Origin of the sequence: Pseudarthrobacter phenanthrenivorans (assembly GCF_000813845.1) — a bacterium.
GTDB lineage: Bacteria > Actinomycetota > Actinomycetes > Actinomycetales > Micrococcaceae > Arthrobacter > Arthrobacter phenanthrenivorans_B.
This window is the reverse complement of record NZ_JWTB01000029.1, coordinates 1-13661: the sequence shown is the minus strand read 5'-3', so window position 1 is coordinate 13661 and position 13661 is coordinate 1. Positions and strand designations below refer to the sequence as shown.

The following is a 13661-nucleotide window of genomic DNA, read 5'->3' as shown; positions in this document are numbered from 1 at the left end:
GTAAGGACTTGGAGCTTATGCAGGTGCTGCTGGTGCATCACGAGTAATCAATACTCACATTTGGAAATTGGGGGTTACTCAGGTAGCACAGCCCTCTGATAGCGCGCTCTCCGAATAACTACGCAGTAACCTGCGCCACCTCGACCTGTACCCCCGCGTCGCGGAACTTCTGCACCTGGGCGGGGTCGGCGCCGTCGTCCGTCACCAAGGTCCAGGGCAACGCCAGCCGGGCCCAGGCGTGGAACGGCCGCAGCCCCAACTTGGACGAGTCGGCCAGGACATACACGGAACGGCCGCGCCGGGCCATGAGCTCCTTGAGCCGGGTCTGGGCGTGGTCGGCCTCGCAGATGCCGTCCTCGGCGGTGACGGCGTCGGCGCCCAGGAATACCCGGTCAAAACTCATCCGCTCCAGCGCCGCCTCGGCCAGCGGCCCCACGAAACTCTGGGACACACTGCGCAGCCGGCCGCCCAGGCAGTCCACCACGACGCCGTCCGAATCAGCCAGCTCCTGCAGGGTGTTGATGCCCGGCGTGGTGACGGACAGCTTCTCGAACCCGCGCAGCTCGTGCGCCAGGGCACCCGCGGTGGAGCCGGCGTCGAGCAGGATGTTCTCCCCGGGCTGGATCACGGCCGCCGCCCACCGGGCAATGGCATGCTTTTGTTCGTACGCCTCCCCGGTGCGCTGCCGCAGCGACGCCTCCGGGTGCGCCCCCATGGCCATCGCCCCGCCGTAGGTGCGGGCCAGCCGGCCCTGCGAATGCAGCAGCGCCAGGTCGCGGCGGATGGTGGACGCCGTCACCTCGAACTTGGCGGAGAGCTCCTCCACGGAGGCGAGACCGGTGGTCACGGCAAGGTGGTAGATCTCCTCGCGCCGCGCGTTTGCGCTGAGCATTCCCGGTCTCCTTCCCGTGGGCATGGCGGTGGCAGTGGTTCCCATGCTAGTTCCGGCCCCCAATCAAACCGGAGAACTACACGGCGACGGCCGGCCGGGTGGCCATCTCGGCCGCCTGGTGCAGCGCCTCCACCATGGACCGGGAATCGGCGATGTTCTTCCCGGCGATGTCGAAGGCGGTGCCGTGGTCCACGGACGTGCGGATCACCGGCAGGCCCACCGTGATGTTCACGCCGGCTTCGATGCCCAGCACCTTCACCGGCCCGTGCCCCTGGTCGTGGTACATGGCCACCACCAGGTCGTAGTCGCCGCGGCCGGCCAGGAAGAACAGCGTGTCAGCGGGCAGCGGGCCCACCGCGTTGATCCCGTCCGCCTGCGCAGCCTTCACGCCCGGCTCGATCTTCTCCGCTTCCTCGCCCTGGCCGAACAGGCCGTTCTCGCCGGCGTGCGGGTTAATGGCGCAGACGCCGATCTTCGGGTTGGGGATGCCCGCCCGCACCAGGGCCTCATGGCCGCGGCGGATGGTGCGCTCCACCAGGTCCGGGTTGATCTTCCGGATCGCGTCCATCAGCCCGATGTGGGTGGTCACGTGGATCACCTTGATCTTGGGCGTGGAGAGCATCATGGACACTTCCTCGGTGCCCGTCAGCGACGCCAGCAGCTCGGTGTGCCCGGGGAAGATGTGGCCGGCTGCGTGCAGCGCCTCCTTGTTCAGCGGCGCGGTGCAGATGGCCTGCACCTTCCCGGCCATCGCCAGTTCGCTGGCCACCCGGATGTACTCGTAGGCGGCATGTCCCGCCACGGGGGAGAGCTGGCCCCACGGCAGGTCCTCGGGCAGCAGGTTCAGGTCGATCACGTTCACCCGCCCCGGCGTGAACACCGCGTCCTCGACGTTCTCGATCACGGCGATGTCTGCCTGGACGCCCACGATCTCCGCGGCCTGGCGCAGCCGCAGCGCATCGCCCACCACGACGGGCCGGCACTCGGCCAGGATCCCGGCATCCAGCACCGCCGGGACGATCACCTCCGGGCCGATGCCGGCGCCGTCGCCCATGGTCACGGCCACGTAGGGGAGTGGCTGGTTCTTTGATTCGTCAGTCATTGTTGCTCCAGATTGTTCGGAAGTCGTGCGGGGAAGCGTGTTGGCGGGAGCCTGAGCGGGCCGGCCGCGGCGCTCCCGGATGTCGTCATACAGCTGCAGGAGGGCCAGGTTGTCGCCGAAGCTGCCGGGCTTGGTGCCCACCAGCGTCCCGTCGGCAGCGCGGCTCAGCACGGCTCCGTGCTGCACCGCCGCGAGCGGCACCAGGCTGGAATGCCCGACGGCGTCCAGCACTTCCCGCGCCGTCTCGCCGCCCGTGAGGATCAGGTCTGCAGGGGCAGCCTTCGCAGCTTCGGCGGCAAACTGCGAGAGGGCCTGGACAATGGCTTGGGCTCTTGCCGGGTCCACCTTGCCGGCGGCCAGGGTGACGGCCAGGTTCCTGCCGTCCCGGAGCGCCTGCCGGGCTTCCCCAAGCTGCGTTGCATAGGCGCCGGCTGCCCCCGCATAGAGCGGGTGCAGCCGGATAACCCTGAAGCCGTGCTCTTCGAGCCGGGCCAGCTGCGCCTGCGCGGTCCCGGAAGCGGAGCCGACGACGGCGAGCACCGGCAGCGCGGCCGCCTGCGGTTCCGCAGCGGCTGGGTCCGTTGTGGGCACAGTTTGCGCATTCCGCGCAGTTTGTGCGCCAAGCCGCTGTGCGAGAACAGCTGCCGCGCCGCCGGTTCCCACCAGGACGATGCGGCGTCCGCCCGCACGGAAACCCAGCTCCAGCAGGGCGTCCACCACGTGTTCCAGGTCCGCCGTGGTTTCACCATCAGCCACCACCAGCGCGGGCCGGCCGTCCAGCAGCCCGGCCAGGCGGGACGGCACTCTGCTTGACCGCACCGTTTCCAGGTCCAGGGACTGCACCGAGTCCGGCTCCTCCGGGCGGAGCAGCGACGGGATGTCCGCCGGCGGGGCCGAAAGCTCCGCCTGCCACAGGTCCGTCTCCGCCAGGGGGGAGCCGGCAACAAAGGGGCGGCCGGCGCGCACTGTGCGCTGCAGCTGGGGGAGTGCCCCCGCAACCACAACGTGGTGGCCGAGCCCTGCCAGTGCGGCGGTCTCGGCGCTGATGTTGCCGCGCCACAAGGAGTCGATCTTCTTGAACAGCACCTGCGCGGCGGAGGCCCCGGGGGTGGAGAAGGCCTCAAACACCCGCTCCCCGGCTTCGGCGGCGGACAGTCCCCGGGAATGTGTATCGGCGACCACCACGTCGGTGGGGGCCGGGACCAAGGAGGTGCCGTCGTCGTGCGGTGCCAATAAAGTACCCGCACCCAGCAGGAGCTGTGCGGACAGGCCATGCTCCACAAAGCAGGAGCCTACCTCGGCGGCGCCGGAGAAATCGTCGGCCTGGACAAATACGGAAGCCACGTTGCTCCTCTCGGTCGGATCGTCGGCTGGAGTTCCATACAGGGTTTTTTGCCCCGTATAGAACAGGAAGTTCCCCATCATCATGACACGGCTGCGCGAATCACGCTAGGGGGGTTGCGCGAATTGCGCAGGAGTGGCAAAGTGATGGACACAACATTCCGGCGCAGCCACTCCGGCCGCCCGCCACCCCCGAACCTACCGAGAGGTCAACGATGACCGTTCTTCCTCAAGGAAGTGAGATTTCCCGCCGCCGCCTGCTGCAGTTCGGCGCGGCCGCAGGGTTTCTGCTGGGCACCGGCAGCCTGGCCGGCTGCGCCGGTCCCACCGGCCTCCCGGGCCCCAGCACCCTGACCCTGGCCCTCAACCGTTCCCTGGTCAGCCTGGACAACAAGCTCAACCAGTTCGACGCCGCCGTCACCGTGCAGCGCTCGGTCCGCCAGGGCCTCACCGCCATCGGGCCCGAAACCAAGCCCGTCCTGGTCCTGGCCGAACGCTTCGAGATGACCGGCCCCACCGAATGGACGGTCCGCCTCCGCGAGGGCATCCGCTACTCGGACAACAGCCCCGTGAAGATCGAGGACGTGGCCACCGCCCTGAAGATGTACAAGCAGGTGCAGGGCTCGTTCGTGGCCGGCTTCTTCCCCGAATTCCCCGAGGTTGTCCCCGTGGACGAGCGCACTTTCACAATGGTCACCAAGAAGCCCGTCCCCATCCTGGACTCGCTCATGAGCATGATCCTGATTACCCCGGCTGCGCAGAACAAGCCGGAGGAACTGCAGGAAGGCCTGGGCACCGGCCCCTACGTGGTCACCAAGTTCAACCGCGGCGCCGGCACCTACAGCCTGGAACGCAACAAGAACTACTGGGGACCGGCACCGCACATCGACAACGTGGAGGTCCGCTTCCTGCCCGAGGAATCCAGCCGCGTCATCGCCCTGCGCAGCGGCGAGGTGGACGTCATCGACACCATCACCCCGGATTCCCGCCAGCAGCTCGCCGGCCTCCCCGGCGTCACGCTCCAGGAATCCTCAAGCCTGCGCCTGAACCAGATCTTCTTCAACTTCCGCAAGCCCGCCGGCCACCCGATCGCCGACCCCCGCGTCCGCCAGGCCCTCAGCATGGCCATCGACGGCAAGTCGCTGGTGAAGGACGTCCTGGTGGACTCCGTCACCCAGGCCGAAGGGGTCACCCCCTCCAGCCTCACCGGTTACCACAAGACCGGCGAATACGTGTACGACCCCGACAGGGCCAAAGCCATGCTGGCCGAGCTCGGCGTCAAGGACCTCACCATCAAGATCATCTGGGAAACCGGCGAGTTCGCCTCCGATACCTCAGTGATGGAAGCCCTGGTGGAGATGTTCGGCAAGATCGGCGTCAAGGCCGAGCTGCAGCAGTTCGAACCCGGCGGCAACATCATGGCCTGGCGCCAGGGCAAGCAGGGCGACTGGGACCTGCTGGCCAACGGCTACCCAAGCCCCACCGGCCTGGCCATCACCATGCTGCAGGGCATGTACGCGGGCACCCCCGAAAAGGAAGCCACCCGCGACACCTACCAGGGCTACGTGATCCCCGAGGTCGCCGCCAAAATCCAGGCCGCCTCCGCCGAAGCGGACCCGGCCCGCAGGACGCAGCTGCTCAACGACGCCCAGCAGGCCGTCTGGGACACCTGGCCCTGCGCCTGGGCCTTCGTCCCCAAGTCCGTCCTCGCCCACCGGGAGCGGGTGTCCGGCATCAACCTGGCCCCCACCAACTCCTACCCCCTCGTTGATGTCCGGCTGGAGGCCTAAGCCATGACGAACTACGTCCTCAAACGCCTGGGACAGGGACTGCTGACCGTGTTCCTCACGGTGTCCACCGTCTTTGTCCTGATCCGCCTGGCGCCCGGCGACCCCGCCGTCTCCTACGCCGGGCCCCTGGCCACCACCGAACAGCTCGCCAAGGTGCGCGAACAGTTCGGCCTGGACAAGCCGGTGCTGGAGCAGTACTGGATCTTCCTCCAGCAGCTGTTCACCGGCAACCTGGGCCAGTCCTACTCCTTCCAGGCCCCGGCCATGCAGGTGGTCTTCGAACGGCTGCCCTACACCCTGACCCTGGCGACGTCGGCAATCCTGCTGACCGCCGTCGTCGCCATCCCGCTCGGCGTGTGGATGGCCCGCCGCCCTGACACCGGCCGCGAGTTCGGCGTCAACGTCCTCACCATCGCCGGGCAGTCCATGCCCGACTTCTGGACCGGCATCATGCTCCTCACCGTCTTCGCCGTGCTGATTCCGATCTTCCCGGCGTCCGGCTTCGCCACGTGGGGCGGGCTGGTTTTGCCCACGGTCACCATCGCCATCCTGCAGATCGCCCTGATCTCCCGCATGGTCCGCCGCGAAATGACCGCGAACTTTGCCGCACCGTACCTCACGGTGGCCCGGTCGCGCGGCGTGAAGAACTCCGTGCTCACCTGGCGCTACGCCATGGGCAACTCCGCCATCCCGGTCTTCACCGCGCTGGGCACCCGGTTCGCCGCCATGCTGAACGGCGTGGTGGTGGTGGAAGTGGTGTTCGCCTGGCCCGGCGTAGGCTCCCTCATCGTCCGGGCCCTCGAAACCCGCGACTACCCCCTGATCCAGGCGACGGTCCTCATCACGGCCCTGCTGGCCGTGGCCGTCCAGCTCCTGATCGACCTCGCCTACCCGCTCCTTGATCCCCGCGTTCGTCTTGGAAAGGCGGCCACAGCATGAGCCTCGACACCGCAACCCCCGCCACGTCTCCCGGGACCCCCGCCCGGCAGCCAAGCCCCAGCGCCGTCACCGAGGCGGACCTGGCCCGGGCTGGCGCCACCCGCCGCCGCAAAGCCGCCCAGTGGAAGCTCATCGTCGGCACCGTCTGCACCCTGCTGGTGATCATCCCGATCATCCTGGCCAACGTGCTCCCGCTGCCGGACGCCAACTTCCAGGACCTCGCCGCCCGGCGCCTGCCGCCGCTGACGGACGGGCACCTGTTCGGCACCGACCAGCTGGGCCGCGACCTGCTATCCCGCGTGCTGCACGGCGGCCAGGTCTCGCTGACCATCGGCCTGCTGGCCGTCCTGGTCTCCGGCGCCATCGGCGTGATCCTCGGGTCCGCCGCCGGCTACTTCGGCGGCTGGGTGGACACCATCGTCTCCCGGCTCCTCGAAGCGCAGATGTCCCTGCCGCTGCTGATGATGCTGCTGCTGGTGGTGGCCCTCTTCGGCCCCTCCATCCCGGTGATCACGTTCGTCATCGCCATCGCGCAGTGGCCCGAAGTGGCCCGCCTGACCCGCTCCATGGTGCTGGTGGAACGTGAAAAGCCGTACGTCTCCGCCGCCCGGATCCTGGGCCTGCACCGCATCCAGATCCTGGTCCAGCACATCATCCCCAACGTCATCAAGCAGGCAACCCTGGTGGTGCTGCTCCTGCTGGCCCAGGCCGTGCTGCTTGAATCGGCGCTTTCCTTCCTGGGTGCCGGCCCGCAGCGGCCCTTCGCCACCTGGGGCCGGATCATCTCCGACGGCCAGGCCTACATCACCACTTCCTGGTGGATGGTCACCCTGCCCGGCCTGGTGATCGTGCTCATGGTGGTGGGCGTCAACCTGCTGGGCGACGGCCTCCGCGACCGTCCCCGCCGCAAGAAGAAGGGTGCCTGACATGAACGCTTCAACCTTCACCGAGCAGCCGCTGCTGGAAGTCCGTGACTTCCAGGTGGAGCTGATCACCGACGCCGGCATCATCCGGGCAGTTAACTCCGTCAGCTTCAGCATCCACCGGGGCGAGACGGTCACCATCATCGGCGAGTCCGGTTCCGGAAAGTCGACGACGGCGATGGGCATCCTGCGCCTGCTGCCCGAGGACCTGGCCGTCCTGTCCGGCACCGTGGTGATTGACGGCGTCGACATTTCCGCCGACCCCAAGGCCATCAACAAGGTGCGCGGCAAGACCCTGGCCCTGATCCCGCAGGACCCCATGACCGCCCTGAGCCCGGTGCACTCGATCGGCAGCCAGCTGTTCGAGGCCATCCGGATCGCCGGCGCCGCATCCGCCCGGGACAAGGCCGCGCTGCAGGCCCGGGCCGTGCGCCTGCTGGAACAGGTGCACATTCCGACGCCGGAGAAGCAGCTGAAAAAGTACCCGCACCAGCTCTCCGGCGGCATGCTGCAGCGCGTGCTGATCGCCATCGCGCTGGCGTCCGAGCCGCAGCTGCTGGTGGCGGACGAGCCGACGTCGGCCCTGGACGTCACCGTGCAGGGCGGCATCCTGGACCTGTTGCTGGAGCTGCAGGAACAGCGCGGCATCGGCATCCTGATGATCACGCACGACCTCGGCGTGGCCCGGCTCATCTCGGACCGGATCCATGTGATGAAGGACGGCTCCTTCGTGGAATCCGGCGAAGTCCAGCAGATCGTGGACCACCCCGCCACCGAGTACACCCGCGCCCTGCTGGCCGCCGTGCCGGTGCTCGGGCCGTGGGACGAAACGCCCGCCCGCGGAACCCACGCTGCCACCACCGACCCAGCCCTCACCCAGACCGGAGCAAAGCCATGACGAAGCCGTTCCTCGCCGTCGACAACCTGGTGGTGGACTACCACGTCCCCGGCGGCACCTTCCGTGCCGTGGACGACGTCTCCTTCTCCGTGGACAAAGGCAAGACGATCGCCGTCGTGGGTGAATCGGGCTGCGGCAAGTCCACGGTGGCCAAAGCGCTCATGCGGCTCATCACCCCCACGAGCGGCAGCATCACCCTGGACGGCACGGACATCGCCGCCATGAGCGAAGCCAAACTGCGGCCGCTGCGGTCCAAGTTCCAGATGGTGTTCCAGGACCCATACGGCTCCCTCGACCCGCACATGACTGCCCAGGAGATCGTGGCCGAGCCGCTGAAGCTGCAGGGCATCCGCTCCAAGGCCGAACGGCACAAGGCGGCCGCCACGCTGATCGACCAGGTGGGCCTGCCGGTCCGCTCCCTGGAGAAGCGGCCCTCCGAGTTCTCCGGCGGACAACGCCAGCGCATCGGCATCGCCCGGGCCCTCGCGTCCAAGCCGGAACTCCTGGTCTGCGACGAGGCGACCAGCGCCCTGGACGTCTCCGTACAGGCCCAGGTGCTTCGGCTGCTCAAGTCCATCCAGGACGAAACCGGCATCACCTACGTGTTCATCTCGCACAACCTTGGCGTGGTGCAGGAGATCAGCGATACCGTCATGGTGATGCAGCGCGGCAAGCTGGTGGAACTCGGCACCACCGAGTCCGTCCTGACCTCACCCAAGGAGGACTACACCCGCAAACTCCGCCGCGCCGCCCTGGACCCCACCACCATGACCGGCCTCAAGCCCCGGCACGTGGTCCGCTCCCTGGCACTCGCCAACTCCTGACACTTTCGAAGCACTGACGAACGCAACCACGAGGAATCAACGCATGAGCACCCAGACCCAAGGCACCCAGGTGGACGGCCTGAAACTCCCCATCTCCCGGCTGGTCCTGGGAACCATGACCTTCGGCGACACCGCGGACGAGGCCACCGCGGGCCGGATGGTGGAGGAGGCGCTCGCCGCCGGCATCACCACCATCGACACCGCCAACGCCTACGTCGGGGGAGTCACCGAGGAGATGCTCTCCCGGCTGTTGAAGGGAAAGCGCGACGGCGTCATCCTGGCATCCAAGGCCGGCATGCCGCACGCGGACCACGGCTCCAATGCGCCGCTCTCCGCCGCCGGCCTGCGCGCCAGCGTCGAGGGCAGCCTGCGGCGGCTCGGCGTGGACAGCATCGACCTGTTCTACCTGCACCAGCCGGACCGCGCCACCCCGCTGACGGAGACGCTGTCCACCGTGGCCTCGCTGGTTGAAGAAGGGAAGATCGGGGCGCTGGGCGTGTCCAACTTCGCCGCCTGGCAGATCGCCGACGTCATCCACACCGCGCGGGAAGTGGGGGCGCCGCGGCCCGTCGTCGCGCAGCAGCTCTACAACCTGGTGGCCCGCCGGCTGGAGGAGGAATACCTCGAGTTCGCCGCCACCCACAACGTGCACACCATGGTCTACAACCCGCTGGGCGGCGGCCTGCTCACCGGCAAGCACAGCTTCGACGCCAAGCCCACGGAAGGCCGCTACGGCGACTCCAAGCTCGCCGCAATGTACACCCAGCGGTACTGGGACAGGCAGCTGTTCGACGCCATCGGCGAGCTGTCCCGGATCGCTGCCGACGCTGGGGTGACTCTCGCGGAGCTGTCCCTGCGCTGGCTCGCCTACCGCTCCGGCGTCGGCTCCATGCTGCTGGGCGGATCCAAGGTGGAACAGCTGCGCGCCAACATCGCCGCCGTGGCGAATGGTCCGCTGCCGGCCGACGTCGTGGACGCCTGCGACGCCGTGGGCACCGCGCTGCGCGGCCCGATGCCCGCCTACAACCGCTGACCCTGTACCGACCGAACCGCTTACGACACTGAAGGACCCTGATGACTTCCGAACTGGCCCTCGAATTCGCCCGCAAGATCCGCGCCCGTGAGCAGGCGGTGGGCTACTGGGCGGTACTGGACGCGCCCGTGGCCACCGAACGCATCAGCCGGCTGGGCTACGACTACGTGGCCCTGGACGCGCAGCACGGCCTGCTCGGCTACTCGGGCGTGCTCAACGGGCTGATGGCCATCGACGCCGGGCACACCGCCGCCGGCATGGTCCGCGTGGAGGCCAATGACTTCACCGCGATCGGCAAGGCACTGGATGCCGGCGCCGTGGGCGTCATCGTCCCGCTCATCAACAATGCGCAGGACGCCGCCGCGGCCGTGGCCGCCGCCAAGTACCCGCCGCTGGGCGGACGCTCCTACGGACCCATGCGCTCGGCCCTGCGGATCGGCCCGAAGCCTGCCGACGCCAACGCCGCCACGCTGGTGTTCGCCATGATCGAGACGCCTGAGGGCCTGGCCAACGTCAAGGAAATCTGCGCCACCCCAGGCCTGGACGGCATCTATGTGGGACCGTCCGACCTCGCCATCGCGGTGGGCGGCGCGTTCCCCGGGGATCCCGCCGTCGACGCCGAATTCAATGCTGCGCTGGAAACCATTGCCGGGGCCGCCGCATCCGCCGGTATCGCCGCCGGCATCCACACCCCCGCCGGCACGGTGGCCAACCAGCGGCTGCGGCAGGGCTACACCTTCACCACCATCGCCTCGGACCTGACGCACCTGGAACAGATCGCCAAGTCCCACCTCGACGCCGCTACCTCCAAGGACTGATCCTCATGCCCAACATCGCCACTGACGAGTACAGCACCATCACCCCGGACGGCCGGGTGAAGCGGGCCGACGGCGCCGACTTCGCCTACCTGCCGGCCCCCACCGTGCAGAGCCACGCCGCCAACCTGCTCACCCTCCCGGACGGCCGGCTGGGCTGCGTCTGGTTCGGCGGCACCCAGGAAGGCGTGCCGGACATCTCCATCTGGTCCTCCACCCTCGAGCCCGGCAGTTCCCAGTGGTCCGAGCCCGCGCAGCTCTCCGACGATTCCACCCGCTCTGAGCAGAACCCCATCCTGTTCGTGGCCCCGGACAAGGCGCTCTGGCTGCTGTACACCGCGCAGAAGGCGGGCAACCAGGACACGGCCGAGGTCCGCCGTCGTATTTCCCTGGACAGCGGCCGCACCTGGGGCGACGTCGAAACCCTCTTCCCCGCCAACGAAACCGGCGGCGTGTTCGTCCGCCAACTGCCCGTGGTGCTGCCCTCCGGCCGGCTCATCATCCCGATATTCCGCTGCATCACCACGCCGGGGGAGAAATGGGTGGGCAACAGCGACGACAGCGCCGTGATGATCTCCGACGACGCCGGCGCCACCTGGACGCAGCACGTCCTGCCCGGCAGCCTGGGCTGCGTCCACATGAACATCCAGCGCGTGGCGGACGGCTCGCTGCTGGCCCTGTTCCGCAGCCGCTGGGCCGACTCCATCTACGCATCCCGCTCCACCGACGACGGCTCCACCTGGAGCGAACCCGTCCCCACCGAACTGCCCAACAACAACTCGTCCATCCAGTTTGTTGCTTTGACGGACGGCCGCCTGGCCCTGGTCTACAACCACAGCCGGGCGTCGGAGGGCACCGAACGCCGCCTCTCGCTGTACGACGAGATTGACGACGACGGCCTGGCCGAGGAACAGGGGCAGGTCACCGAACCCGTTGCTGCTGCCCACGATGACGGCGTGAAGCGGGCCTTCTGGGGCACGCCGCGCTCGCCGATGACGCTGGCCATCTCCGAGGACTCGGGCCGGACGTGGCCCATCCGCCGGAACCTGGACGTGGGGGACGGGTACTGCCTGTCCAACAACTCCCGCGACGGGCTGAACCGCGAATACTCCTACCCGTCCATCCACCAGGGCCCGGACGGTGCGCTGAACATCGCGTACACGTATTTCCGGCAGGCCATCAAGTACGTCCGGGTGGACCCGCAGTGGGCGTACGAGGGCAGCACCACTCCCGGCGGGGACGCATGACACAGCACGCGGTGGTCACCGGCACCAGCTCGGGGATCGGCAGGGCCATCGCTCAGCGACTGCTGGCCGACGGGTGGAAGGTCACCGGGCTGAGCCGGACCGAGTCCGCTTTGGATGGAAAGTTCGAGTGGCTGAAGGCTGACCTCGCCTCGCCGGAGTCCCTGGCTGCGCTGGTCTCTTCGCTGGAGCCCGCCGATGCCCTGGTGCACGCCGCCGGGTTCCAGCGGACCGCGCACCTGGGCTCCCTGGACCCGGAGGCGCTGGCGGGCATGTTCACGGTCCACGTGGCGGCGGCGTCCGTGCTGGCCAACGCGCTGGTGCCCACCATGCCCGACGGCGGCCGGATCGTCCTGCTGGGCAGCCGCACCTCCACGGGGATGCCGGGAAAAAGCCACTACGCCGCCACCAAGGCCGCGCTCATGGGCCTCGGCCGCACATGGGCGCAGGAGCTCGCGCCCCGGGGCATCACCGTGAACGTGCTCTCGCCCGGGCCCACCGACACCCCGATGCTGAACGATCCCGGCCGCGCCGCTACCCCCGTGAAACTGCCGGCCCTCGGCGCCCTGGTGGACCCGGAAGACGTGGCAGCCCTGGCCGCGTTCCTGCTGGGCCCGCACGGCAAGTCGATCACCGGGCAGAACTACGTCATCTGCGGCGGCGCCTCCCTCTGAGTCCCTTCAGCGCCCGGGCGCCGGAGAACTGCACGTTTGTGCAGAACCGGATGGGCGTGCGTCCACGCGGTGGAGAGGCCCAAAAAGGCTACTCACCAGTAACAACAGGTGTGTTGCGGATCACATCTCTCGGCGAAAGCGGTCCTGCTGAACCTGGTTTTTGGCCGCACGTCTGTGCAGTTCTGCTGCGGGGAAGCGGCGGCGCTGCAAGCATGGAAACCCCGGGCCGCCCCGATGGATCCCCCAAAACCATCAGGGCCGGCCGCCCCGCTGACAGACGAACAAAGAGGTTTCCATGTCCTTCCTTTCCCGGGCCCTGTCCGTTGCGGCAGCCGCCGTCCTTGCCTCATCCCTGGTCTCGGCTCCCGCCCAGGCCGTAGATATCGCCCCGCCGGGGGCCAACGACTGGTCCTGCAAACCGTCGGCAGAACATCCCTACCCCGTGGTCCTGGTGCCGGGCACATTCGAGAGTATGGAGAAGAACTGGTCCACCCTCTCGCCCTACCTCAAGAGCGCCGGGTACTGCGTCTACGCCCTCAACTACGGCCAGACCAACGGCGTCTACGCAACGGCGCCGGTCAAGGATTCCGCCAAGGAACTCGCCCCGTTCATTGACGCCGTCCGCTCCGCCACCGGCGCCAAGCAGGTGGACCTGGTGGGCCACAGCCAGGGCGGCATGATGCCCCGGTACTACATGGGCTTCCTGGGCGGCGCCAAGTACGTCCATCAGCTCGTCGGCATCGCCCCGTCCAACCATGGCACCGAAGGTGTAATCCTCCCGCCGCCGGACCTGGTGCCCACGCCCGACTACACCGCCGCCGGCTGTGCCGCCTGCGCCGACCAGCAGGCCGGCTCGCCGTTCATGCAGGAACTGAATTCGATCGGCGACACCGTCGCAGGACCCTCCTACACCGTCATCTCCACCATCCATGACGAGGTGGTCATCCCGTACAACAGCCAGTTCCTGAACGGATCCGCACGGCAGGTCACCAACATCACCATCCAGGACAAGTGCCCTGCGGACGTCTTCGAACACGACCAGACGCCGAATGACCCGGTGGTGCACCAATTCGTGGCGAACGCCCTGGGCCAGGCCTCGGGTCCCGCGGACCCCGCCTTCCAGCCCGTCTGCCTTTAGCGGCGCCCTCGGAGGTACGACGGCGGGAGGCCGGCTTTCCAGGCCCTG

General features: G+C 68.4%; 12 protein-coding genes. 10 read left to right on the top strand and 2 right to left on the bottom strand.

Annotated features, from left to right (window positions below):
• Positions 1-118: 118 nt before the first annotated feature.
• Complete coding sequence (locus RM50_RS14750) at positions 119-892, bottom strand: DeoR/GlpR family DNA-binding transcription regulator (protein WP_043454159.1); 774 nt, start codon at positions 890-892, stop codon at positions 119-121.
• Between the two features lie 76 nt (positions 893-968).
• Positions 969-3338, bottom strand: a complete 2370-nt coding sequence (gene pdxA / locus RM50_RS14745; RefSeq protein ID WP_043454266.1) for a 4-hydroxythreonine-4-phosphate dehydrogenase PdxA — start codon at positions 3336-3338, stop codon at positions 969-971.
• 212 nt (positions 3339-3550) lie between these two features.
• Here pdxA and RM50_RS14740 point away from each other — a divergent pair, with 212 nt between their 5' ends.
• From RM50_RS14740 to RM50_RS14695, 10 genes are all read left to right on the top strand, one after another.
• Positions 3551-5125 (top strand): ABC transporter substrate-binding protein, encoded by a 1575-nt coding sequence (locus RM50_RS14740; protein ID WP_043454157.1) that lies wholly within the window; start codon positions 3551-3553, stop codon positions 5123-5125.
• A 3-nt stretch (positions 5126-5128) separates the two neighbouring features.
• Positions 5129-6064: an ABC transporter permease gene (locus tag RM50_RS14735; protein ID WP_043454155.1), complete on the top strand. Its 936-nt coding sequence runs from the start codon at positions 5129-5131 to the stop codon at positions 6062-6064.
• Positions 6061-6990: an ABC transporter permease gene (locus RM50_RS14730; protein WP_043454153.1), complete on the top strand. Its 930-nt coding sequence runs from the start codon at positions 6061-6063 to the stop codon at positions 6988-6990. The genes RM50_RS14735 and RM50_RS14730 overlap by 4 nt, the downstream gene beginning before the upstream one ends.
• A gap of 1 nt (position 6991) precedes the next feature.
• Entirely contained in the window at positions 6992-7885 is an 894-nt protein-coding gene (locus RM50_RS14725; protein ID WP_052260263.1) for an ABC transporter ATP-binding protein, read from the top strand.
• Positions 7882-8709, top strand: a complete 828-nt coding sequence (locus RM50_RS14720; RefSeq protein WP_052260261.1) for an ATP-binding cassette domain-containing protein — start codon at positions 7882-7884, stop codon at positions 8707-8709. Before RM50_RS14725 ends, RM50_RS14720 begins: the two co-directional genes overlap by 4 nt.
• A gap of 43 nt (positions 8710-8752) precedes the next feature.
• Positions 8753-9742 (top strand): aldo/keto reductase, encoded by a 990-nt coding sequence (locus RM50_RS14715; protein WP_043454151.1) that lies wholly within the window; start codon positions 8753-8755, stop codon positions 9740-9742.
• 41 nt (positions 9743-9783) lie between these two features.
• Positions 9784-10560 (top strand): HpcH/HpaI aldolase family protein, encoded by a 777-nt coding sequence (locus RM50_RS14710; protein WP_043454149.1) that lies wholly within the window; start codon positions 9784-9786, stop codon positions 10558-10560.
• A gap of 5 nt (positions 10561-10565) precedes the next feature.
• The gene (locus RM50_RS14705; RefSeq protein WP_043454147.1) at positions 10566-11804 is read left to right on the top strand and encodes a sialidase family protein; all 1239 of its coding nucleotides are present in this window, start codon (positions 10566-10568) and stop codon (positions 11802-11804) included.
• Positions 11801-12475 carry an SDR family NAD(P)-dependent oxidoreductase gene (locus tag RM50_RS14700; RefSeq protein ID WP_043454145.1) on the top strand — a complete coding sequence of 225 codons (675 nt, stop codon included), beginning with the start codon at positions 11801-11803 and terminating at the stop codon, positions 12473-12475. Before RM50_RS14705 ends, RM50_RS14700 begins: the two co-directional genes overlap by 4 nt.
• Before the next feature lie 295 nt (positions 12476-12770).
• Positions 12771-13613 (top strand): esterase/lipase family protein, encoded by an 843-nt coding sequence (locus tag RM50_RS14695; protein WP_043454142.1) that lies wholly within the window; start codon positions 12771-12773, stop codon positions 13611-13613.
• Positions 13614-13661: the final 48 nt, after the last annotated feature.